The organism is Lysinibacillus irui, assembly GCF_028877475.1.
Classification (GTDB): Bacteria; Bacillota; Bacilli; order Bacillales_A; family Planococcaceae; genus Lysinibacillus; species Lysinibacillus irui.
The window spans coordinates 3,645,111-3,668,425 of record NZ_CP113527.1 but is presented as its reverse complement, the minus strand read 5'-3'; the positions used below and the strand labels follow the sequence as shown (position 1 = coordinate 3,668,425).

Below are 23,315 nucleotides of genomic sequence, written 5' to 3'. Positions count from 1 at the left end.
AATATTGAATCCAGTAAGTTTTGCAAAATTGTTGAGGTTGATTATTTTTTTTGAATGAAAATGACCAAATGACGTTTTCGGTCAAATAGTTTAGGAGTGAGGATATTATATGATTAAAGCTGAATGGCTGAAGATCTTTAAAACGAGAAAAATGCTTGTCTCAATCATTGCTGTGCTCTTTATCCCAGTAATGTATGCAGGTATGTTTTTATGGGCGTTTTGGGATCCTTATGCAGGGCTGCCTAATCTACCAGTAGCTGTTGTAAATGAAGATACTGGTGCTGAGATGGATGGCGTTAAATTAGATTTAGGGAACACCTTAGTCGATAAGTTGATGGATAGCGAACAATTTAACTTTATAGAAGTTTCAAAGGATGAGGCTGAAAAAGGTTTAAATGGTCGTGATTATTATATGATTCTAGAAATTCCAACAAATTTCTCTGAACATGCTACAACGCTATTAGATGACAAACCATCAAAATTAGTGATGAATTACATTCCAAACGAGGGACTAAACTTCCTTGGTGCTCAAATTGGTGAAACAGCCATGGATCGTGTACGGGCAGAAGTAAATGCACAAGTATCAGCGACTTATGCTGAAAAATTATTTGACTCTATTGCAACACTTGGAGATGGCTTTACAGAGGCGGCAGATGGCTCCCATAAGCTAGATGAGGGTGCACAAAAAGTAGCAAATGGTGCAAAAGATTTAAAAGGGTACTTAGAGCAATTGGCATCAAGTACAGTTGAATTATCTAATGGAACAGATAAACTAACAAAAGGTGCTGGAGATGCTGCAAAAGGTGCGAATGATTTATCTAGTGGTTTAGTCAAACTACAAGATGGTACTGTTCAATTACAACAAGGTGCACAGCAAGCGGCAAATGGTGCTTCTAGTCTAGAACAAGGGTTATCGCAATACACACAAGGTGTTGCAAAAGTTGGTGCAGGTTTAAATACTTTAAACGACAAACAACAACAAATTAGTGCAGGGGCAGCATCTATTGCTGAAAATGCAGGTGCCTTAAACGGTGCAGCAAATCAACTTACAGCTGGTTCTGCAAAAGTTGAAGAAGGTATTACAGCTCTAGCAAATCAATTACAAGGTATGATGGCTTCAATGCCTGAAGAGCAAGCAGCTGTATTAAAACAAACATTAACAGAACTACAAGCAGGAAGTGCTAGTGTGCATAATGGTTTATCATCATTATCTGCTGGAACAGAAAAACTTCAAGCGGGTGCTAATCAAGTAAGCTCTGGTGCAAGTCAAATTGCAGCAGGTCAAGCAGAAGTATTAGCAGGGGCTAATGCATTAACAGCGAAAAGCAGTGCTTTAATGGAAGGTGCCAAAGGCTTACAAGCAGGTAATGCGACATTAGCGGCAAAATTAGGTGAATTACACGCTGGTGTGAATACGGCTGTAACAGGTTCAAAAACGTTAGCATCAGGATTAAATGAATTAGCGAGTGGTACAACAACATTAAATCAAGGTACTTCTACACTTGCGTCAAAATCTGGTGAGCTAGCACAGGGTTCAGCAACACTTGCAGATGGTTCTACTGAATTAGCAGATGGTACATCTACTTTATCTGGCAAATTAGGTGAAGCAAGTGAAAAAGCAAATGAAGTAAAAGCAAATCAAGACACTTATGATATGGTAGGTAGTCCAGTTGAAGTTGAAAAAGAATCTGTTAACCATGTTCCTAACTATGGTACAGGTTTCGCACCATACTTCATTTCTCTTGGCTTATTCGTAGGAGCATTATTAATTTCGATTGTGTTCCCACTTGTTGAACCAGCAATTCGCCCAAAAAATGGAGCAACTTGGTTTACAAGTAAAGTAACTGTATTAGCAGTTGTAGGTTTAATACAAACATTGTTAACGGTAGTTATTGTTAAATGGGGTCTAGGACTTGAAGTGAATAATATGGGCTACTTTATCGTAACAGCATTATTAACTAGCTATGTATTCTTAGCTTTAATTCAAATGCTAGTTTCAATTTTTGGTGACCCTGGACGTTTCATGGCAATTGTCGTGTTAATTTTACAATTAACAACAAGTGCAGGTACGTTCCCACTAGAATTAATCCCATCACCATTACAAGTATTTAACAAGCTATTACCGATGACATATACGGTTCAAGCATTTAAATCAAGCATTTCTACTGGCGATACATCATTCTTAATGCAAAACTATGGTGTTCTAGCTGGATTCTTAGTAGCATTCTTAGCAATCACTTTCGGTTACTTCATGCTACTTCACAATAAACGTTACTCTAAAGTAGCAGAAGAAAACTAATTCATAAAGCACTCACCAAAGTTGGTGAGTGCTTTTTGTTCATGTTAAAGGATTGTCAATGAATCTTATCGACAACATAAAACACCAGCTGATATGAGCGTATCAGCTGGTGTTTTGTAAGTGTAAGAGATTTAATTAAGGGTTCATCAAAATATGATGAAGGGTGTCAATATTGCTACGTGTGGGGCACGTATATGACAATTACAGAATAGGCAAATGCTTATAGGTGGTTACATTTTTCACAAGTGTTGCTGTAGCATTCGCTTTGTTCTTCCATCTTTTCACCGCACTCAGTACATTGCTTTGCAGGTAAATTCTTGAAAAATTCAACTACGTTTTCTAACATTGTGGACTCCTCCTTTAAGTTCATCTGTACTATTACTGTTTCTATATTTTCTAGTGTATTATAACAGATGCGTTTCGTCAACACAAAATGCCTAATTTACGTTAAAATTAAAATGGATATTTTGTGAAGGAGGAAACGTAAACTATGATTTTCGTTGATAATAAAGGGATCCATGATCCACGTATTAATCTTGCTATTGAGGAGTATTTGTTAAAAACAATGGACGTTGAGAAAGAGCCTGTGCTTCTTTTTTACATCAATCAACCGTCCATCATCATCGGGAAAAACCAAAATACAATTGAGGAAATCAATACAGACTATGTAGAGGACAATGGCATTATTGTAGTGCGCCGTTTATCAGGGGGAGGAGCTGTTTATCATGATTTAGGGAATCTTAACTTCAGCTTTATTACAAATGATGATGGCAATAGTTTTATGAATTATAAAAAATTCACACAGCCAGTGGTAGATGCTCTAGCAAAAATGGGTGTCAATGCAGAGCTTTCAGGACGCAATGACATTCTTGCAGAGGGGCGTAAAGTTTCTGGAAATGCTCAGTTTTCTACAAGAGGGCGTATGTTCAGCCACGGCACATTGATGTTCGATACAGAAATTGATGCGGTTGTCTCTGCATTAAAAGTCAAAAAGGATAAGATTGAATCGAAAGGTATTAAATCTATACGTTCCCGAGTAGCAAACATTACAGAGTTTTTAAAGGAGAACATGACGATAGAAGAGTTTCGCCTTGAGATTTTGAAATCCATTTTCGGTGGAGAAGAAAATATTCGTTATTATGAGTTAACAGAGGAAGATTGGGCAAATATTCACAAGCTATCAGCAGAGCGTTATCAAACATGGGAATGGAACTTTGGGAAATCACCGCGCTTTAACATTCAAAAAACACATCGTTTCCCAACAGGTGGTATTGACATCCGCCTAGAAGTGAACCATGGAGTAATTGAAGAAGCACATATTTTTGGTGATTTCTTTGGTGTAGGTGATATGGCTGATATAGAGCAGCGCCTAATTGGGACAAACTATGATCGAGCGGCCATTGCTAATGTATTAGCAGACATTGATATTCCTACATATTTTGGTGGAATTTCAACTGAGGACTTTTTACAATTAATTTATTAAGGAAAATTCGGTTTCGTGTACTATTTTAGCCTAAAGGTTCGCTGACAATTATGTCGTCGAACCTTTTTTTGATACAATATAGAAAGAAAGGAGTGTTGATATGGAAAAGCATCGAATATTCATAGTCGAAGATGATATTAAAATTGCATCGTTACTAGCGGAAACGCTTAGAAAATATCAATACGAAGTTGCAACAATTCAAGAATTTGATCATCTTATTGAAGAATTTACAGCATTTAATCCACATATGGTGCTGCTTGATATAAATTTACCAGCCTATGATGGCTACTATTGGTGTCGTCAGCTACGCCAGCATACAACGTGCCCAATTATTTTTATTTCTGCTCGCTCAGGAGAAATGGACCAAATTTTCGCACTTGAAAATGGGGGAGACGATTTCATTACAAAGCCGTTCAACTATGAGATTGTTTTAGCTAAAATTCGCAGTCATCTACGCCGTACATATGGTGAGTATGCAGCAAGGCAAGAGGAGCGGACAATTAAGCAAGGACAGCTTGTACTTCATTTAGAAAGAATGGAGCTACATAAAAATGATTTAGAAATTCCACTTCAGAAAAAAGAATGTATCATTCTAGAATTACTGATGGGGAATGCGCCAAAAGTCGTGACACGTGAGCAACTTTTAGAGGAGCTGTGGGACGATCAGGCATTTGTTGATGAGAACACATTGAATGTTAATATGACCCGAGTACGTAAAAAATTAACCGATTATAACATATCGTCAACTATTGAAACCGTACGTGGCGCTGGTTATCGATTTATATTAAGTGCGGGTGAACTGTAGTGGGCTGGAAATTATTTTTACGTGATTATGCTTCATTTATAGTGTTCCAGCTTTTATTAGTTGGCTTTATCATGGTCATCTATGGACTAGACGGTTTCCGAAATATTGATACGGCTATATATTCCTTTTGTATTAGCCTTGTACTATTAGCTTCCTTTTTACTTGTCCGTTATTTAATGCGACAACGATACTTAGTGAAAATAACCCAGCTTCCAACAGCGATGGAGGATGTGCTCCAAAAAAATGCGAAGACGCCAGAAGCTATGCAAACTGAGAAATATATGCATGAATTGTATCGTCTTTATCAGCATGAGCTACATGCATTATATGCCAGTCAAAAGAGACATGATCAGTTTATGAATCAATGGGTACATCAAATGAAAACACCAATTTCTGTAATGGAGCTATTATTACAGGATGACCGACCTCTTGATAAAAAGAATATACAGGAGGAAATAGATCGCTTGCGTAGAGGCTTGGACATGGTACTAGTCAATGCGCGTTTAGAAAATTTTGAGGACGATATGCAAGTTGAGCAGGTTGTGCTTAAAGCAATTGTTACTGCAACTGTTAATGAAAATAAACGTTTATTTATTACGAAAAGAGTTTTCCCAGAAATTCATATAGACGATAATCTTATTGTTGCGAGTGATTCAAAATGGCTTCGCTTCATTCTAGGACAATTTATTACAAATGCTGTGAAATATACTTTTGAAGCCAATAAAAAAATTACAATTTCTGCCATAACGAAGGATGACTTTGTACAGCTAGCCATTTGTGATGAGGGAATTGGAATTCCAGCTTCCGATCTGTCACGTGTGACGAAGGCCTTTTTTACCGGGGAAAATGGGCGAAAAACAGGGGAATCTACTGGGATGGGCCTGTATTTAGCCAAAGAAATCTGTGAAAAACTAGGACATGATTTGGCTATTACGTCAGAGGTAGGAAAAGGGACGATTGTGACTGTTACATTTACAAACTAGGGGGCGCTAGAATGGTAGAAGTACGTATTGAAGATTGGGTATTAACGATTGATAAGGAGAAAACAAAAGCTCTTTATATGACTCATATGCAACATGGAGATACATTAGCTTATCAAAATTTCCTCATAGCAAATGAAAAGCTAGGCGTAGAACTACTGCATTTTTCAAATATGCTTGGGTTAAACTTACAACAACCGACATTATTGAATGCATTTCCTGTCGAAGATCAAAAGATTATGTACAGTGGGTATTATACGGTATGTGGTGAGATTGTAGATGGAGAAATGGATGCTTGGGATGTCATTATTGGAGAACATTGCTTTAGTTTGGTAGAGGAAGAGTCCGTAATGGCATTGATAGAGCCTCATTTTCAAATTGGCTTTGAGGTAGTATTAGAGTGGCTTTTACCACAGCCATTAGAATTAATGAAGAAATAAGGTGAATGAAGGATGCCTATTTTACAAATTAAAGATGTGACGAAAGTGTATGAAGGTAAGGTCACGCACCGTGCTTTAAATCAATTGAGCTTTGATGTTGAAGAAGGTGAGTTTCTAGCTGTTATGGGGCCTTCAGGAAGCGGTAAAACAACATTACTGAATATTATTTCAACCATTGATGAACCGACAAGTGGAGAAATCATACTGGATGGAATGAATCCACATAAGCTGAATGCAACAGAGCTTGCTTACTTCAGAAGAAGACAGCTCGGTTTTGTCTTTCAAGATTTCAATCTTTTGCATATGCTGACGGTTGAAGAAAATATCGTGCTGCCATTAACTTTAGATCAGCAGCCGCTAGAAGTAATGGAGGAACGTCTAGCTAGTATTGTTGAAAAGCTAGACTTAACTTCTTTTCTTCATAAACGTCCAAATGAAATTTCTGGTGGACAGGCACAAAGAACTGCCATTGGGCGAGCACTTATTCATAATCCTAGCCTCATTTTAGCAGATGAGCCAACGGGTAATTTAGATTCGAATTCTTCACGTGATGTGCTAGAACTTTTAACGAAAGTTAATCGTGAGAAACAAACAACGATTGTGATGGTCACGCATGATCCGATTGCAGCAAGCTATTGTGATCGAGTGTTATTCATTAAAGATGGTGAATTTTTCAATGAAATTTATCGTGATGATCGTCGTCAAATGTTTTTCCAACGCATATTAAATGTTTTGAGCTTACTAGGAGGAGGGCAAGTAGGTGACCTTTCGACAATTCGCTTACCGTAATGTCGTGCGGAACAGCCGTATCTATGGTGCCTTTTTCATGGCAAGCTTTTTTTCGGTGGCTGTATTTTTTATCTATTCCATGTTAATGTTTCATCCAGATATTGAACGAGGGATATTAGGCGAAGTATCCCTGATAGGAATGGTGGGTGCAGAAATTGTACTCGTCCTCTTTACATTATTCTTTTTATATTATTCCATGAGTGCCTTTTTAGAGGCTAGATCCCAAGAATTCGCCATTTTATTGCATTTGGGAATGGAAAAGCGCCAGATGAATCGACTTGTTTTTTTAGAAACAATGATCATTGGATCTGGCTCCATCATTGTAGGGATTGTGTTTGGCTTCTCGTTTTCCAAATTCTTTTTTATGATTGTACGAGAAATTTTGCATTTAGATGATTTACCCCTTTACGTTTCCTGGGAGCCATTTTTACTGACAATTGGAGTGTTCACAAGTGCGTTTGTAGTAATTTCATTTATTAGTGTGTACTTCACACGAGAGCGAAAATTACGTGATCTTTTAAAAGGTAGTGATTATTTAAATAGCCTAGCTACCTATTCAAAAATCCGAGCTGTCTATGGTGTTGCTTTAATTTTAACGACATATATTTTAGCGTTTGTTGTAGGACATACTTCTTTGATCGGTTTAACCCTGTTAATCCCATTTTCCGCAACATTTGGAACATATTATTTTTTTAGTGATTCCGTTCCTTGCTTTTTAGATTTAGCCCGGGGAAAACGCAAATATCATTGGCAGCGGTATCGTCTACTATCTCTTGCTGAACAAACTCATATTATGATGGATAATGTAAAAATGTTTTTCGTTGTAACGATGGTATCAACCCTTGCATTTTTATCTGTTGGTGTTTTAGCGACTATGTCCTCCTATACAACCCAATATGATCGGCTAAATCCATTGGGGCTCGTTTATAAAGGGGATGTCGATAATCCATATGAACGAGAGCATATCAATTCATTAAGGCTACAATTAGAGGAGAAGGGTTTATCCTATCAGCTTTCTCGTTTTATTGTAGTGAAGCAAACCTCTTCTTTTACACGCAATGAGGTTGAGGTCTTTCGAGAGTCCGATATGAATGTCTTACTTTCTTCTTACAGCTATCCTTTGTTGAATTTAGGATCTGGAGAGGCAGTGTTTATCCCTTATTCAGAGGATTCACTAAAAAAATTAAAAAATAGAATCGTGCATACCGTGCTAGAGGAAAATAATATACCGATAACGATTGATAGTGTCTATCCAAAAATAGTATTCCCTGGTTCGATTGTAAGTGTCAATTCCATCGTCATCAGTGATGAAGATTTTGCTAAGCTTGTTCGTCCAATTGCTGATCAAGACATTATTCAACCAAGCTATCATTTATTTACGTTTGTGATTCCACAGTGGATGGAGACTAAGGAAATCGGTAAAAATATAGATTATCTAGAGTCTAATTTGTATTTTATTAAGAAGGATAAATTTAGTCCTTTTTACTTTGAGAATGCTGGATTAAATTATTCTTATATACTAGCTACTTACTCACTCTTTACATTAGTAGGTGTTTTAGTTGCCACTGTCTTTCTACTTGCAGCTGGGAGCTTTATCTATTTCAAATTGCATACGTCACTTGAACGAGAAAAGCGCAAATTTGATGTATTAAAGCGTATGGGTTTAACCGATGCAGAGCTTAAAAAGCTTGTTAATCGTCATTTATTTCCTCAATTCTTCTTACCATGGGGTGTTGCGATGATGCATAGTGCCTTTGCTTTTCTAATGGTTCAGGGCATTTTGAGAGACATTGCAAATATTTCGATTGTAAAAGAAGTGTTCTTTGCTTTTGGCTTTTTTGTGTTAATACAAGTCGTCTACTTTTATTTAATTCGTTGGCGCTACATCTCTCATATTCGTTCATGATGTATTTGTTTAAAAGAGCAAAAAATGAATTATTTGACGTAATTTACGACATGAAATAAAAAGACTCATTGTCTTTTAGATATATTTCTTATATAATATTACTGAATAACGATTCATTTTATACGATAAGGGGATGGTGTAATTGAATTTAGTTTCACGTGTTCACCAACAGGCAACAGAACAACCGGAAAAAGTTGCGTATCATTTTATGGGGAAGGATACTACTTACGGGGAATTTGAGCTTACAGTTGGTCGCTTTGCAAAGGGGTTACAAGATTTAGGCGTTGAAAAAGGGGATCATGTGGCGTTTTTACTCGGCAATACGCCTCATTATTTAATTGCTTTGTATGCAACAATGCGCTTAGGGGCAACAGCAATACCAGTCAATCCAATCTATACACCTGATGAAATTTCATATATTTTGCATAATGGGGATGTAAAAGTAGTTATTGCGCTGGATGCTTTGCTACCACTTGTTGAAAAGGGTGTACAAGCTTTTCCGCAAGTAGCATCATTCGTTATTTGTGAAACAACGCCAGATGTAGTAGAAAAAGTGGCTGCTTTATCACCACAAGCACAAGAAAAGACACATTTATTTACACAAGTTATCGCTAATGCTTCTCAATCTTTACAGCCTATTGAAGTTGCAGATGACGATAATGCTATCATTTTGTATACTTCTGGTACAACAGGCAGTCCAAAGGGTGCCATGCTGACACATGGCAATGTCTATTCAAATGCTCGTGATGTTGCCCATTATTTAGGAATTAAGGCGGATGATCGTGTTATCGCTACTTTACCGGTATTCCATGTATTTGCCTTAACGGTTGTAGTCAATGCGCCTTTATTAAGCGGAGCTACAGTTTTACTTACACCAAGATTTAGTCCTACAGAAATTTTTGCACTAGCGAGAGAACAAAAAGCAACAGTATTTGCTGGTGTTCCAACTATGTATAATTTCTTATATCAATTACCTGAGGGCAATCCAGAAGATTTCTCGACAATTCGTTTGGCCATTTCAGGTGGTGCCTCTTTACCTGTTGCACTATTACATAATTTCGAGCAGAAATTTAATGTGCGTGTGTCCGAGGGGTATGGCTTATCAGAAGCTTCACCCGTTACATGCTTTAATCCGCTAGATCGTGATCGAAAAGCCGGCTCTATTGGTACTTCCATTAGTAATGTAGAGAATAAAGTGGTTGATGTGAACGGTCAGGAAGTGCCTGTTGGCGAAGTAGGGGAGCTAATTGTACGTGGTCCTAACGTAATGAAGGGCTATTATAAAATGCCAGAAGAAACAGCGATGGCGATACGGGATGGCTGGCTTTATACAGGAGATTTAGCAAGAGTAGATGAGGAAGGGTATTTTTATATTGTTGATCGCAAAAAAGATATGATTATTGTTGGGGGCTATAATGTTTATCCTCGAGAAGTGGAGGAAGTCTTGTTTACCCATAATAATATTGTGGAGGCAGCAGTTGTAGGGTTCCCAGATCCTAACTTAGGGGAAGCCGTTCATGCATATGTTGTACTAAAAGAAGTAGCAGCCACGTCTACAGAGGACCTCCTTTCTTATTGTGCTAAGCATATGGTAAAGTATAAAGTTCCAAAAGTAATCGAGATTTTAGACGAACTTCCGAAGAACACGACAGGAAAAATACTACGTCGTTCATTAAAAGAAAAAGTTTAAACGAGAAAAGCTACTATTGAAAAATGGTAGCTCTTTTTTTGTACATTATTCGTATAATAGTAAAATCAGTTGAGCGTAACTATCTGTAAGTGATAAAATCAAACTTGTGAAATCTTCTACATACTTTTCAAGAGCTTGTCATATAGTGAGGAAGTAATGTAAAAAGACGTACAAAACTTGGAACCCTTTGATGTGGAGCTACGTCAAAGCTTTTAGTAAAAATACTATTGAAAGAGAGCATACAAAAACATGATTGAACTCATTAAAGAGTTAATAAGCTTTATTATCCATATTGATGTACATTTAGAAGAAATTATTCGTGATTTTGGCAATTGGAGTTATCTTATTTTATTTGCGATTGTTTTTGTAGAGACAGGCGTTGTTATTTTCCCGTTCTTACCTGGTGATTCATTGCTATTTGCAAGTGGTACACTAGCAGCTGCAATGGGAGCCTTTGATATGTGGATTCTAATCCCTGTATTTTTAGCAGCAGCTATTTTAGGAGATACGATGAACTATCATATTGGTCATAAGGTAGGAACATCTATACCTCCAAAGAGCCTTCTTGGTAGAGTTGTGAAGAAAGAACGCATGGAGGCAGCAGAAAAATTCTTTAATACTCATGGTGGGAAAACGATTGTTATAGCCCGTTTTATGCCATTTATTCGTACATTCATTCCGTTTGTAGCCGGTGCAAGTAAAATGAACTATAGCTACTTCCTTCTTTATAATATTCTTGGTGCCGTTTTATGGGTTTTCAGCTGTACATTACTAGGCTATTTCTTTGGGAATATTCCTATTATCAAAGATAACTTCTCAATAGTACTTATATTGATTATCTTTATCTCTGTTGTACCTGCAGTAATCGGAGCCATTAAATCCAAAGTTGGTAAATAATAAGGACAGTCCTTGTGATGAAAAAATCACTTGGACTGTCTTTTTTTGGATTAGTAGGACCGTGTTAAATTATATTGAAGTATAAGCATCAGGTTGTAAAAAATGCTATACTTAGAATTACTAGAATATGGAGAAATGGGGGTATCGAAATGGAAGTATTTATTGGCAGACAGCCTATCTTTAATCTTCATGAGCAGGTTGTTGCGTATGAATTATTATATCGTGGCAAAAACGTAAATGCCTTTCCAATGGTTGATTCAGATGCAGCAACTATTGACGTACTTGTGAACTCATTTCTTTCAATTGGTTTTGAAGAAGTAACAAAAGGTAAACCGGGTTTTGTTAATTTTACAGAAAACTTATTGATGAGCTCAATTCATGAATTTTTAAATCCCTCACAGGTTGTGATTGAGATATTAGAAGATGTTCCGCTTACCCCACAGTTAGTTGAACGGGTGATTGAGCTGAAAAAACATGGATTCCAAATAGCATTAGATGATTTTATTATGGAAGAACATGTAGAAGTTTATGATGAACTGTTCGAACAAGTCGACTATATTAAAGTAGACTTTTTAGCTTCATCTATCGTAAAAAGAATGGAGATTGAAAGTGAAGTAAAGGAAAGATTTCCACATATTCAATTACTCGCTGAAAAAGTAGAAACTCGCCATCAATTTGAAGTGGCTAAATCCTCTGGGTATGTATTGTTTCAAGGCTATTTTTTTGAACAACCTCAAATAATACACGCAACAGACATTCCAGCGAATACGATCCAATACATTCATATCATCTCATTACTAAAAGAAGAAGAGCCAAATATTCAACTACTAGCAGAAAATATTGAACGGGACATCTCATTGACGTATAAATTATTACAAATGATTAATAATTCTTCTAAGCGCTCAAAATCTAAAGTACGCTCTATTAAACAAGCCATTGTCCTCCTTGGGATTTCGAATTTACGAAAATGGATTTATTTATTGGCTATGCGAGAAATGGATATAGATGCCGACTCTGATTTATTTAAAGAAGTGATGTGTACATCTTTATTCCGTGCAAAGGTCTGTGAGAAATTAGCGAAGCTTTCCTACAAAAAGAATTTCTCGGAATATTTCTTAGTGGGCATGTTTTCACTAATTGATACATTACTTCAAAGACCGATGGAAGCTATTCTACACCAGCTTCCATTTTCGGAGGATATCACGAATACAATATTAGGTAATGAAACGGACATGACACCTTATTTGGAGTTTAGTATCGCTTTAAGTAAATTAGACTGGGAGCGATTAGAGGGGCTAGCTACACAATTGAATATCCAATTAGTTGATATTGATCAATTATATTATGAGGCCATGGAATGGGCAGAAAAATCATTTTAAATGACTGTACTCTTATTAAGAAGCTATCTTATTTTCAGGTGAGTTAGCTTCTTTTGTATGTCTACAAGACAGTGCTTTCTTCATCAAGATGAAGTTCTCAATGTGAAAAGTATTTGCTATAATCATCACGTCTTTAAAAAATTCTGATAGTTGAAGTGGGCGTGGGGAAATGAAGCATGATGTGAGAGAAAGCATTGTGGAGTATGTGTATGTGATAGTAGGAGCGGCAATAATAGCTATTGGTTTTAATGTCTTTTTATTACCAAATCAAGTCGCTTCAGGTGGGGTCAGTGGAATTAGTACGATTTTGCATGGTTTATTTGGTTGGAATCCGGGAATTGTTCAATATGCGTTTAATATTCCACTATTTATTGCTGGAGTGTTGTTGCTGGGCAAAAAATTTGGTATTAAATCATTTATCGGTACGATTACGTTACCGTTTATTGTCTTGTTAACAAATAGCTGGGAACCTTGGACTGATAATTCTTTACTTGGAGCTCTTTTTGGTGGAATTGTTGTTGGATTAGGAATAGGACTGGTCTTTAAAGGGAATGCTTCAACTGGTGGCACTGATTTACTAGCGCAAATCATTACGAAATTTACTGGATTATCGCTTGGTACGAGTGTGCTATTAATAGATGGAATCATTGCGATTAGTGCAGCAGTTGTTTTTGATTTAGAGAAAGGTTTGTATGCCCTGATTGGACTTTATGTAACGACAAAAACAATTGATATCATTCAGCTAGGTTTTAGTCAATCTAAAATGGTCTATATTATTACGGTGAAACAAGATGAAGTTCGGCAAGCCATTTATGCTGAAATCAATCGTGGAGTCACGAAGTTACAAGCCATCGGAGGTTATACGGGAGAAGCACGACCAGTTCTTATGGTTGTTGTTTATCAAACAGAATTCACAAAGCTGAAACAACTCATTAAAAGCGTTGACCCATCAGCGTTTGTTATCGTTTCTGATGCGTATGAGGTATTAGGAGAAGGTTTCAAACGTGCATAATTTTGGTATAATGGCGGCGTAAGATAATTATTATGAGGAGGGGTACTAATGAAAAAAGCAATGTTAACATTAGTGTTCGGATCAGCAATCTTTTTAGCTGCATGTGGCGGCGGAGATAAAGAGGCAACTAACAATGAAAGTGCCGCTGCTCCGGATGGTGAAGCAATTGCTATGAAATCTTGTGTTTCTTGTCATGGTGGCGAGCTACAAGGTGCGACTGGACCAGCATTAAACGATGTAGGTTCTCGTTTATCAGAATCAGAAATTTTAGATATTATTAATAATGGTAAAGGTGGCATGCCTCCTGGAGTTGTTAAAGGGGCAGATGCTGAGGCAGTTGCTAAATGGTTAGCTACTCAGAAATAATACTATTCAAAACTAGCGGACTGGAGAGCCGCTAGTTTTTTTGTTAAGAGTAAATACATTTCTTTTATACATAGACATGCTAAAATAAGGAGAACCTTATCCATTGATTGGAGGCTTTTTCATTGGTCGTAGTATTAACAAGAGATGTTATGGAGAAATTTAAGTTAGAGTTATTAGCTGGTGAGGAAGGGATCGGCAGAACAATAGTGACAAGTGATATTTCAAGACCTGGACTTGAAATGGCAGGTTATTTTACACATTATCCTGCTAATCGTGTACAATTGCTTGGCAAAACAGAGCTATCTTTTTTTGAAATGCTGCCAGCAGATGTCAAGCTAGAGCGTATGCGTTTGCTTTGTTCGCAAGATACGCCTGCTATTATTATTTCTCGAGATTTAGAAGTGCCAGAGGAGCTTATACAAGCTTCCAACGAAAAGCATGTTCCAGTTTTTAAAACACATATGACGACAACAAAATTTTCGAGTAGATTGACAAACTACTTAGAGGGACGCCTAGCACCAATGACAGCAGCCCATGGTGTACTCGTCGATGTGTATGGAATTGGTATTTTAATTATTGGGAAAAGTGGCGTAGGTAAAAGTGAAACAGCACTTGAGCTTGTAAAAAAGGGTCATCGATTAGTAGCAGATGACTGTGTAGAAATTCGTCAAGAATCGGAAAACTTATTAATTGGTAGTCCACCACCTTTGTTGGAGCATTTATTAGAAATACGTGGTATTGGGATTATTGACATTATGACACTATTTGGTGCGAGTGCAGTGCGTCCATATAAACGTATTACACTGATCATTGAGCTGGAAATTTGGGACCCGCAAAAAGTTTATGATCGATTAGGCTTAGAAGAAGAGAAAATGAAAATAATTGATACTGAGCTGACAAAATTAACAATCCCAGTACGCCCAGGGCGCAATGTCTCCGTTATTATTGAAGTAGCTGCGATGAATTATCGCTTGAAGAAAATGGGAGTTAATGCAGCTGAGGAATTTTCAAGACGCTTAGATGAAGTCATTTCGTCGAATGATGTGTTAGACGATTAATACAAACAAACAAACCATCCATGATTAATGACATATTGAGAGGGGTAGAAGATGGATTTATTACTATTACAGATTAACCCGATTGCTTTCCATTTAGGGCCAATTCCAGTGCGTTGGTATGGATTGCTGATTGTGTCGGGAATCATTTTAGCCTATGTTGTCGGGCAGAGAGAGGCTGTTAAGAGAGGATTGCCTGAAGACTTCCTTGCAGACTTGTTATTATGGGCAGTGCCAATATCCATCATCTGTGCACGTATTTACTATGTGTCAATGCGATGGGATTACTATAGTGAAAATCCCGGGAAAATCATTGAAATATGGAATGGCGGTATTGCCATTCATGGTGCCCTCATCGGGGCATTTGTCACAGCTTACATATATACTCGTATAAAAAATGTAAGCTTTTTACGAGTAGCGGATATTGCAGCACCAAGTATTTTAATCGGTCAGATTATTGGTCGATGGGGCAACTTTATGAACCAAGAGGCCTATGGTGGAGAGGTATCTAAAGCATTTTTAGAAAATCTCATGCTGCCAGATTGGATTATCAATCAAATGTATATCGAAGAATTAGGTTCATATGTACATCCGACGTTTTTATATGAATCCGTCTGGAACCTTATTGGGCTTATTATTTTACTTGTTTTACGCAAAGTAAATTTAAATCGTGGGGAAATTTTCTTTAGTTATTTAATTTGGTATTCAATTGGTCGTTTCTTTATTGAAGGAATGCGTACAGATAGTCTGTATCTTGTAGGCGATTTACGCTCAGCGCAGGTTGTATCTATTATTGGGATTATCGTTGGACTTGGAGCGATTATTTATCGCAGAATAAAGGTAAAACCAGCCGTGAAATACTTGGATAACAAATAAGGGGATGTAAAAAATATGGCTGTAAAAGCTCTACTATTCGACTTTGATGGAACTTTACTTAATACAAATGATTTAATCATTCAAACATTTATGCATGTGTTAAATGAGCGATTTCCCGGGCAATATTCGCCAAAAGACTGCTTGAAATTCATTGGTCCATCCCTGAAACAGACATTTAATGACATTGCTCCAGGTGAAGAGGAGGCTTTAATAGCAAAATATCGCGCTTGGAATATAGAACATCATGATGAACTTGTGAGCCAATACCCTGATGTAGTAACAACGCTAGAACAATTAAAAGCACAAGGTATTCGCTTGGCCATTGTTTCGACGAAACGTAATGATACCATTGATCGAGGACTTTCAATACTAGGTGCTACACATCTATTTGATGTCCGTATTGGCACAGACGATGTGAAAAATGTAAAGCCTGATCCAGAGCCAGTCCTACTAGCTTTGGAGCGCTTAGGGATAGACAAGGAAGACGCAATTATGATTGGAGATAATTCGCATGATATTGAAGCGGGTCATCGTGCAGGAGTAAGAGCAGCAGGTGTTGCTTGGGCGATTAAAGGTGAGGCATACTTACAGCAATATCAACCAGAATATATGCTTCAGCATATGACGGATTTATTTGATATTGTGAAAGAGGGGTAAGTTAGATGGCGCGTAAAACAGAACGTTACCGTGTTGAAGGAGCTAATTCGCTTTGGAATATTTATGACACGGTGTCCTTTTGGAAGGTGATGAAGTGTTTCATTGTCATTCAAATCGGACGCTTCACACCATTTTTACGTGTGAAAAACTGGTTATATCGTACATTTTTAAATATGACAATTGGCGAGCGAACTTCATTAGCGTTGATGGTTATGCCAGACACTATGTTTCCTGAACGTATTTTCATTGGAGAAAATACGGTAATTGGTTTTAATACGACCATTTTAGCGCATGAATATTTAATAGAAGAATACCGTTTAGGTGATGTTCATATTGGTAATGAAGTCATGATTGGAGCAAATTCAACGATTTTACCTGGTGTAACAATTGGAGATGGTGCTATTGTTTCAGCCGCCTCCCTCGTACATAAGGATGTACCAGCAGGTTGTTTAGCAGGAGGAAACCCTATGAGAATTATTTATACTGCTGAACAAATGGCAGAGCGTAAGCGTAATGAAGTTGTAGAGTGGAGTACGCCACAAAAGTAGAAAAACTCACGTTGTATGGAGACATACTTCGTGAGTTTTTTTAGTATAAAGGCTATCCAGAACACTTGTAGGCATAGCTTTTATTGTGATGGTCCATGAAAGTGCTTCGTCATAATATAGTCCAAATACACATATTGTTTAAATTTAAAGAAATGATGTTATGGGTTCGTACACCATACAATGTATATAATTAACAGAAAAATAAGTATTTAAAGATTGTGAAAATAGAGAAGATAACGTTGACTGTTTAAGCAAAATAAGTTAGAATTCTTTCATAATCTAATTCTCTAATACTCTAGTGAATTAAAGTGTGATATAAGGATGTGACCATATGTCTTCATTAAAAATGTTTGAAAAACCACTTGGAATGCGTGATACATTCCCGCAAATCTATGAGAAGGTTGAAGCCGTTAGACATGCAGGCAGAGACTTTTTATATAAAAGGGGTTATGAGTTTATTAAAACACCTGCTGTGGAATATTTCGATACGGTCGGGAAAGCTTCAGCGATAGCGGATGCTCATTTATTTAAATTGGTGGATAGTCAGGGGAACACACTAGTATTGCGACCAGATATGACAACGCCTATTGCTCGAGTAGCAACATCGAAATTATTGAAAGAAATGATTCCACTACGCCTTGCGTATTTCGCAAGTGTTTTTCGTGCTCAAGAAGCTGAGGGAGGAAGACCAGCAGAGTTCGACCAGATGGGGATTGAGTTAATAGGTGATCAATCCGTATTTGCTGATGCAGAAGTCATTGTTACAGCAATGGAGCTATTGAAGCATTTTAAATTAGAGGAATTTAAAGTGACAATTGGTCATGCAGGCATCCTTCATTGCATTTTACAAGATTACACAGAGAGTAACGAGCAACAAGCAATACTAAGAGCTTTGCTTGTCCAACGGAATTATGTAGGGTTTGAAGAAGCGGTGGAGTCATTTGATTTGCCAAAAGCTAAAACCGATGCTCTCCTCCAGTTTATAGAAGAAGCAATGAATGTAAGGGATATTCGGGATATTGAAAAATATGTACGTAAAAATGATGCGTTAGAGTATATGCAGCAGCTTGCTCAGCTACTAGAAATGGCTGACTTAGCTGAACATGTTACTTTTGATTTCACACTTTCGAGTCATATGAGCTATTACACTGGCATGCTTTTTGAAGTATTTGCGGTAGGGAGCGGTTTTCCGTTAGGGAATGGTGGCCGTTATGATGGCTTGCTAGGGGTATTTGGTTCAAAGGTTGGTGCGACAGGTTTTAGCATTCGAGTTGACCGATTATTAGAAACGTTAAATGGGGAGTCAGAGAAACAACAGGAAGCAACCGTTGTGCTCTTTGAGGAAGAACAATTCGAGGCAGCATTGTTAAAGGTCAAAGCATTGCGAGCAGCAGGGAAATTGGCTACTTTACAGTTACGTAGCAGCCTAGTAGATGAAGCAGCCTATTTAGCTTACTTTACTGAAGTGGTGGTTGTAGGACAGGAGGAAATTGGCAGTGAATGAATTAACGATTGCAATGCCAAAAGGGCGAATCTTTGAAGAGGCGTATCGAATGCTATTAGAGGCAGGCTTTAATTTACCAGCAGAAGTAGAAATGTCACGTAAATTAATGATTGAAATACCAGAGGAAAAAATTCGCTTTATTTTATCAAAGCCAATGGACGTTCCTGTCTATGTTGAACATGGTGTTGCTGATATTGGGATTGCTGGAAAGGATGTTTTGTTAGAACAGCAGCGTGAGGTTCATGAATTACTCGATTTAAAAATTAGTAATTGCTATATCGCATCTGCAGGTTTACCAAATACATCAATGAATGAAATTGCACCTCGAATTGCTACGAAATATCCGAATATCGCTATGAAATATTATAAGGGAATTGGAGAGCAAGTAGAAATTATCGAACTTAATGGATCTATTGAATTAGCACCGATGATTGGTTTAGCGGATCGTATTGTCGATATTGTTTCTACTGGCCGTACACTAAAAGAAAATGGTTTAGTAGAGTACGAATTTATTACTGCCGTTTCTTCACGATTAATAGCAAACCCTGTAAGTTATCGTATGAAGGGTGAGCGTATTATGGATCTTGTCAAGCGATTGAAAAAATGTGTGAATGAGCACAAAAATAATCAAATTTAGTTACATATAAGGGACTAAAGGGGTTTAATTCGATGAAAATAACAAAGCTTGCAAAAGGTATTTCTTTAAAAAGGCCACTTGAAGGAGGAAATGAGGAACAGCTAAATGTTGTGAGACAAGTCTTATCTGAGGTGAAGAAACAGGGAGATGCAGCGTTACGATTCTATACTGAAAAATGGGATGGCTATGCTCCTGAAAGCTTGCGTGTTACAGAGAAGGAAATTGCAGAAGCCGTAAATGCTCTTGATCAACAACTGTATAGCGATTTAGCAGAGGCTGCTGAAAATATTCGATTATACCATGAACAACAAATACGTACAGGCTACCATATGGAGTTGGGAGATGGTTCTTGGTTAGGACAACGAGTGACTGCTTTGGATGCAGTAGGGTTGTATGTTCCAGGTGGTACTGCAGCATATCCATCATCGGTATTAATGAATGTGATTCCGGCTCAGGTTGCAGGCGTGCAGCGTATTGTCATTACTTCTCCTGCTAATCAGAGCGGAAAATTACCAGCAGGTGTACTTGTAGCAGCTCATCTTTTAGGCATAAATGAAATCTATAAAGTTGGTGGAGCACAAGCGATTGCTGCACTTGCATACGGTACAGAAACAATTGCTCCAGTCGATAAAATTACAGGCCCTGGCAATATTTTCGTGGCTCTGGCCAAACGGGAGGTGTTTGGTGAAGTAGCGATTGATATGATTGCGGGACCTAGTGAAATTGCGGTGTTGGCTGACGACACAGCCTACGCTGATGAAATTGCTGCGGATCTTTTATCACAGGCAGAGCATGATGTATTAGCTTGTGCCATCCTCGTAACGACTTCGGAACAACTAGCGAAAAAGGTTGCTGAGGAAGTAGACAAGCAATTGAAGACTTTACCACGTCAAGAAGTGGCACGGGCTTCCATAGAAAAATTCGGAGCAATTTATGTTGCTGACACTTTAGCAGATGCAGTGGAAGCGATTAACACGTTAGCACCTGAGCATTTAGAAATTCTTACAGAAAATGCAGAAGTTATTGCTGAGCAAGTAAGACATGCGGGTGGTATATTTATTGGCCGATACAGCTCAGAGCCTGTTGGAGATTACTTTGCAGGGACAAATCATGTGTTACCAACCAATAGCACGGCTCGTTTTGCAAGTGGCTTAAGTGTTGATGATTTTGTGAAAAAATCAAGTATTGTTTATTATAGCGGAAAAACATGGGAAGAAAATGCACCGAAAATTGCACGTCTAGCGCGTATGGAAGGCTTAGAGGGTCATGCGCGTGCAGTTGAATCACGCGGATGGGAGAAGGAATAGGACAATGGTAGAAAAGAAACGATATGCAAAAGTAGAACGTACCACAAATGAAACGCAAATTACAGTAGCAATTGATTTAGATGGTGAAGGCCAAGCAACTATTCAAACAGGTGTTGGATTTATGGACCATATGTTAGATTTATTTATCAAGCATGGACTATTTAATGGAACCATCCAAGCGAATGGTGATACTTACATCGACGATCATCATACAACAGAAGATCTTGGTATTGTCTTAGGCCAAGCTATTCGTGAAGCACTTGGTGATAAAAAAGGTATTAAACGCTATGGTACAGCATTTGTGCCGATGGATGACGCACTAGCACAGGTTGTAGTAGATTGCTCCAATCGACCACATTTAGAGTATCGAGTGCCACCATTAAAAGAAAAAGTAGGGACGTTTGATACAGAGTTAGTGCATGAATTTTTATGGAAATTTGCGCTAGAAGCACGTATGAATGTTCACGTTATAGTACCTTATGGAAACAATACACATCATATTATTGAGGCAATTTTCAAAGCACTAGCACGTGCTATTGATGCTGCAGTAGAAATTGATCCACGTGTTAAAGGTGTACCATCGACTAAGGGGCTGTTAACGTGAAAATAGGCGTGATTGATTATGGTATGGGTAATTTATTTAGTGTAGAACAGGCATTAAAGCGACTAGGTTGTGAGGTTGTTGTGTCTGCTGATGAAAAGATGCTAGATACGACAGATGCGCTTTTATTACCAGGAGTTGGCGCATTCCCTGATGCTAGAAAGCGATTAGCAGAAACAAAGCTAGATTGTTATTTACAAAAGGCGTATAGCGAAAATCGCCCCTTATTGGGAATTTGTCTAGGCATGCAATTATTATTTGAGCAAAGTGATGAAGTAACGCCAACAAAAGGGTTAGGATTTTTTAAAGGGTGTATTACCCGCTTTACCGGTATGACAGAAGACCAGCTATACCGGGTGCCACATATGGGGTGGAATGAGCTGATATTAACGAATCAGCCGGCATGGTTGAACAATGAAATAGCAGCGAAGCATGTTTATTTTGTTCATTCCTATTATGCAAAAAATATAGAGGAATCAGAGCTTGTTGCCTATGCAGATTATTATGGCATGAAAGTGCCAGGTATTGTGACAAATGGTTCCGTGACAGGCATGCAATTTCACCCTGAAAAGTCAGGGGAACTAGGTATTTATTTATTAGAGCAATGGCTGAAAGGTGTGAAAGTATGCTAACGAAACGTATTATCCCATGTCTTGATGTGAAGGAAGGTCGGGTTGTAAAGGGCATACAATTTGAATCTATTCGTGATGCAGGTGATCCAGTAGAGCTTGCGCAGTTCTATGATGAACAAGGGGCAGATGAGCTTGTCTTTCTAGATATTTCTGCTTCACATGAAGGTCGCCAAACGATGGTAGACGTTGTTCGTCAAACAGCTGCTACACTTGCCATTCCTTTTACAGTAGGTGGTGGTATTCGTACATTGGATGATATGAAACGTATTTTACGTGCGGGTGCTGATAAAGTATCAATCAATACTTCTGCTTTGGAGCGACCAGCCCTTATCCAAGAAGGCTCCGATTTCTTTGGTGCACAATGTATCGTAGTAGCAATTGATGCTCGCTATAGTGAAGTGGACGGCACGTGGATGGTTTATACACATGGTGGGCGTAACAAAACAGCTTGGTCGGCTATTGATTGGGCAAAGGAAGCTGTACGTTTAGGAGCAGGTGAAATTTTATTAACAAGCATGAATCAAGATGGAGAAAAGTCCGGTTTTGATTTAGCTTTAACAAAAGCGGTACGAGAGGCAGTAACAGTCCCGGTTATTGCTAGTGGTGGAGCAGGACATGCCGAGCATTTTTACGAAGTATTAGCACAAGAGGTAGATGCAGATGCTGCACTGGCAGCTTCGATCTTCCATTACAAGGAAACAAGCGTAGCACAAGTAAAAGAATACCTACGTGAAAAAGGAGTGGCAATAAGATGATAGAGAACATCCAATTCGATGAGCGAGGTCTTGTTACAGCTGTTGTACAAGATGCCAATACAAAAGAAGTGCTAACGGTAGCTTATATGAATCAAGAGTCATTGGCTAAAACAATTCAATCAGGAGAAACTTGGTTTTATTCTCGTTCGCGCCAAGAGCTTTGGCATAAAGGGGCTACAAGTGGTCATACGCAACAAGTAGTATCCATAAAGGCAGACTGTGATCAAGATGCCTTAGTGGTGGAAGTTCTACCAGCTGGACCAGCCTGTCATAACGGTACAACTTCTTGCTTTACGGAGGTTATTCAACAATATGATAAGGTAGGCTCCGTGGACATTATCTCTAAACTTGCACGTGTGATTGAAAAGCGTGAGCAGGAAATGCCAGAGGGAGCATATACTACATATTTATTTGATAAGGGTATTGATAAAATCTGTAAAAAGGTTGGAGAAGAAGCGACGGAGGTTGTCATAGGGGCTAAAAATCGAGATGCTGAGGAAGTAAAATGGGAGGCAGCTGATCTGCTGTATCACCTTCTCGTTTTACTGCAAGAACAAAAGGTAAGTATTTATGATGTACTACATGTGTTGGAAAAACGTCACGAGGAGAAATAACAGCATATTATTGATTGTATGGTATAATAGAGATTACTGTGTAAAGGAACGTGAAATACGTTCCTTATTTCTTGTTTCGGAGG

24 protein-coding genes are annotated in these 23,315 nt (G+C 38.1%); 23 read left to right on the top strand and 1 reads right to left on the bottom strand.

All coding sequences use genetic code 11. The annotated features are described in order from the left end of the window. Window positions 1-109: 109 nt before the first annotated feature. Complete coding sequence (locus OU989_RS18475; protein WP_274794413.1) at window positions 110-2,299, top strand: YhgE/Pip domain-containing protein; 2,190 nt, start codon at window positions 110-112, stop codon at window positions 2,297-2,299. Window positions 2,300-2,519: 220 nt separating this feature from the next. Here the strand turns inward: OU989_RS18475 and yhfH are convergent, their stop codons facing one another. Beyond that, entirely contained in the window at window positions 2,520-2,645 is a 126-nt protein-coding gene (gene yhfH, locus OU989_RS18470) for a protein YhfH (RefSeq protein WP_004230455.1), read from the bottom strand. Between the two features lie 144 nt (window positions 2,646-2,789). On the opposite strand from yhfH, the gene OU989_RS18465 reads away from it, so the two are divergent. The 22 genes from OU989_RS18465 to hisIE all read left to right on the top strand — a co-directional run bounded on the left by OU989_RS18465 (window position 2,790) and on the right by hisIE (window position 23,232). Next, window positions 2,790-3,782, top strand: coding sequence for a lipoate--protein ligase (locus tag OU989_RS18465; protein ID WP_274794412.1), 993 nt, complete (start codon window positions 2,790-2,792; stop codon window positions 3,780-3,782). A gap of 100 nt (window positions 3,783-3,882) precedes the next feature. After that, complete coding sequence (locus OU989_RS18460) at window positions 3,883-4,587, top strand: response regulator transcription factor (protein WP_274794411.1); 705 nt, start codon at window positions 3,883-3,885, stop codon at window positions 4,585-4,587. After that, window positions 4,587-5,570 (top strand): sensor histidine kinase, encoded by a 984-nt coding sequence (locus OU989_RS18455; protein ID WP_274794410.1) that lies wholly within the window; start codon window positions 4,587-4,589, stop codon window positions 5,568-5,570. The genes OU989_RS18460 and OU989_RS18455 overlap by 1 nt, the downstream gene beginning before the upstream one ends. Before the next feature lie 11 nt (window positions 5,571-5,581). Continuing rightward, the gene (locus OU989_RS18450; protein WP_274794409.1) at window positions 5,582-6,007 is read left to right on the top strand and encodes a hypothetical protein; all 426 of its coding nucleotides are present in this window, start codon (window positions 5,582-5,584) and stop codon (window positions 6,005-6,007) included. Between the two features lie 12 nt (window positions 6,008-6,019). Next, entirely contained in the window at window positions 6,020-6,796 is a 777-nt protein-coding gene (locus tag OU989_RS18445) for an ABC transporter ATP-binding protein (protein ID WP_274794408.1), read from the top strand. Beyond that, a complete protein-coding gene (locus OU989_RS18440) occupies window positions 6,768-8,702 on the top strand; it encodes an FtsX-like permease family protein (RefSeq protein WP_274794407.1) in 1,935 nt (644 codons plus the stop codon). The genes OU989_RS18445 and OU989_RS18440 overlap by 29 nt, the downstream gene beginning before the upstream one ends. A 142-nt stretch (window positions 8,703-8,844) precedes the next feature. Beyond that, window positions 8,845-10,392, top strand: a complete 1,548-nt coding sequence (locus OU989_RS18435; RefSeq protein ID WP_274794406.1) for a fatty acid--CoA ligase family protein — start codon at window positions 8,845-8,847, stop codon at window positions 10,390-10,392. 252 nt (window positions 10,393-10,644) lie between these two features. Next, window positions 10,645-11,289: a VTT domain-containing protein gene (locus tag OU989_RS18430; RefSeq protein WP_274797377.1), complete on the top strand. Its 645-nt coding sequence runs from the start codon at window positions 10,645-10,647 to the stop codon at window positions 11,287-11,289. Between the two features lie 149 nt (window positions 11,290-11,438). Then, window positions 11,439-12,668, top strand: a complete 1,230-nt coding sequence (locus OU989_RS18425) for an EAL and HDOD domain-containing protein (protein WP_274794405.1) — start codon at window positions 11,439-11,441, stop codon at window positions 12,666-12,668. A 169-nt stretch (window positions 12,669-12,837) separates the two neighbouring features. Continuing rightward, complete coding sequence (locus tag OU989_RS18420) at window positions 12,838-13,680, top strand: YitT family protein (RefSeq protein ID WP_274794404.1); 843 nt, start codon at window positions 12,838-12,840, stop codon at window positions 13,678-13,680. Window positions 13,681-13,728: 48 nt separating this feature from the next. Next, window positions 13,729-14,046: a cytochrome c551 gene (gene cccB / locus OU989_RS18415; protein ID WP_274794403.1), complete on the top strand. Its 318-nt coding sequence runs from the start codon at window positions 13,729-13,731 to the stop codon at window positions 14,044-14,046. A gap of 122 nt (window positions 14,047-14,168) precedes the next feature. Next, entirely contained in the window at window positions 14,169-15,104 is a 936-nt protein-coding gene (gene hprK / locus OU989_RS18410; protein ID WP_274794402.1) for an HPr(Ser) kinase/phosphatase, read from the top strand. A gap of 51 nt (window positions 15,105-15,155) precedes the next feature. Next, window positions 15,156-15,977: a prolipoprotein diacylglyceryl transferase gene (gene lgt / locus OU989_RS18405; RefSeq protein ID WP_274794401.1), complete on the top strand. Its 822-nt coding sequence runs from the start codon at window positions 15,156-15,158 to the stop codon at window positions 15,975-15,977. Between the two features lie 15 nt (window positions 15,978-15,992). Beyond that, entirely contained in the window at window positions 15,993-16,634 is a 642-nt protein-coding gene (gene ppaX / locus OU989_RS18400) for a pyrophosphatase PpaX (RefSeq protein WP_274794400.1), read from the top strand. 5 nt (window positions 16,635-16,639) lie between these two features. Continuing rightward, on the top strand, window positions 16,640-17,182 hold the full coding sequence (locus OU989_RS18395; protein ID WP_274794399.1) for an acyltransferase: 543 nt from the start codon (window positions 16,640-16,642) through the stop codon (window positions 17,180-17,182). A 331-nt stretch (window positions 17,183-17,513) separates the two neighbouring features. Next, a complete protein-coding gene (locus tag OU989_RS18390; RefSeq protein WP_274794398.1) occupies window positions 17,514-18,686 on the top strand; it encodes an ATP phosphoribosyltransferase regulatory subunit in 1,173 nt (390 codons plus the stop codon). Beyond that, window positions 18,679-19,323 (top strand): ATP phosphoribosyltransferase, encoded by a 645-nt coding sequence (gene hisG, locus OU989_RS18385; protein ID WP_274794397.1) that lies wholly within the window; start codon window positions 18,679-18,681, stop codon window positions 19,321-19,323. Before OU989_RS18390 ends, hisG begins: the two co-directional genes overlap by 8 nt. 32 nt (window positions 19,324-19,355) lie before the next feature. Next, the gene (gene hisD, locus OU989_RS18380; protein WP_274794396.1) at window positions 19,356-20,630 is read left to right on the top strand and encodes a histidinol dehydrogenase; all 1,275 of its coding nucleotides are present in this window, start codon (window positions 19,356-19,358) and stop codon (window positions 20,628-20,630) included. A 4-nt stretch (window positions 20,631-20,634) separates the two neighbouring features. Beyond that, entirely contained in the window at window positions 20,635-21,234 is a 600-nt protein-coding gene (gene hisB, locus OU989_RS18375) for an imidazoleglycerol-phosphate dehydratase HisB (protein WP_274794395.1), read from the top strand. Then, complete coding sequence (gene hisH, locus OU989_RS18370) at window positions 21,231-21,863, top strand: imidazole glycerol phosphate synthase subunit HisH (RefSeq protein WP_274794394.1); 633 nt, start codon at window positions 21,231-21,233, stop codon at window positions 21,861-21,863. Before hisB ends, hisH begins: the two co-directional genes overlap by 4 nt. Beyond that, window positions 21,857-22,618: an imidazole glycerol phosphate synthase subunit HisF gene (gene hisF, locus OU989_RS18365; RefSeq protein ID WP_274794393.1), complete on the top strand. Its 762-nt coding sequence runs from the start codon at window positions 21,857-21,859 to the stop codon at window positions 22,616-22,618. The genes hisH and hisF overlap by 7 nt, the downstream gene beginning before the upstream one ends. Beyond that, complete coding sequence (gene hisIE, locus OU989_RS18360) at window positions 22,615-23,232, top strand: bifunctional phosphoribosyl-AMP cyclohydrolase/phosphoribosyl-ATP diphosphatase HisIE (protein WP_274794392.1); 618 nt, start codon at window positions 22,615-22,617, stop codon at window positions 23,230-23,232. The genes hisF and hisIE overlap by 4 nt, the downstream gene beginning before the upstream one ends. The last annotated feature ends 83 nt before the right edge of the window (window positions 23,233-23,315 follow it).

Coding starts and splice junctions, on each gene's coding strand:
- OU989_RS18475 (WP_274794413.1), top strand. CDS start 110: ATGATTAAAGCTGAATGGCTGAAGATCTTTAAAACGAGAAAAATGCTT.
- yhfH (WP_004230455.1), bottom strand. CDS start 2,645: ATGTTAGAAAACGTAGTTGAATTTTTCAAGAATTTACCTGCAAAGCAA.
- OU989_RS18465 (WP_274794412.1), top strand. CDS start 2,790: ATGATTTTCGTTGATAATAAAGGGATCCATGATCCACGTATTAATCTT.
- OU989_RS18460 (WP_274794411.1), top strand. CDS start 3,883: ATGGAAAAGCATCGAATATTCATAGTCGAAGATGATATTAAAATTGCA.
- OU989_RS18450 (WP_274794409.1), top strand. CDS start 5,582: ATGGTAGAAGTACGTATTGAAGATTGGGTATTAACGATTGATAAGGAG.
- OU989_RS18445 (WP_274794408.1), top strand. CDS start 6,020: ATGCCTATTTTACAAATTAAAGATGTGACGAAAGTGTATGAAGGTAAG.
- OU989_RS18425 (WP_274794405.1), top strand. CDS start 11,439: ATGGAAGTATTTATTGGCAGACAGCCTATCTTTAATCTTCATGAGCAG.
- OU989_RS18420 (WP_274794404.1), top strand. CDS start 12,838: ATGAAGCATGATGTGAGAGAAAGCATTGTGGAGTATGTGTATGTGATA.
- cccB (WP_274794403.1), top strand. CDS start 13,729: ATGAAAAAAGCAATGTTAACATTAGTGTTCGGATCAGCAATCTTTTTA.
- lgt (WP_274794401.1), top strand. CDS start 15,156: ATGGATTTATTACTATTACAGATTAACCCGATTGCTTTCCATTTAGGG.
- ppaX (WP_274794400.1), top strand. CDS start 15,993: ATGGCTGTAAAAGCTCTACTATTCGACTTTGATGGAACTTTACTTAAT.
- OU989_RS18395 (WP_274794399.1), top strand. CDS start 16,640: ATGGCGCGTAAAACAGAACGTTACCGTGTTGAAGGAGCTAATTCGCTT.
- OU989_RS18390 (WP_274794398.1), top strand. CDS start 17,514: ATGTCTTCATTAAAAATGTTTGAAAAACCACTTGGAATGCGTGATACA.
- hisD (WP_274794396.1), top strand. CDS start 19,356: ATGAAAATAACAAAGCTTGCAAAAGGTATTTCTTTAAAAAGGCCACTT.
- hisB (WP_274794395.1), top strand. CDS start 20,635: ATGGTAGAAAAGAAACGATATGCAAAAGTAGAACGTACCACAAATGAA.
- hisF (WP_274794393.1), top strand. CDS start 21,857: ATGCTAACGAAACGTATTATCCCATGTCTTGATGTGAAGGAAGGTCGG.
- hisIE (WP_274794392.1), top strand. CDS start 22,615: ATGATAGAGAACATCCAATTCGATGAGCGAGGTCTTGTTACAGCTGTT.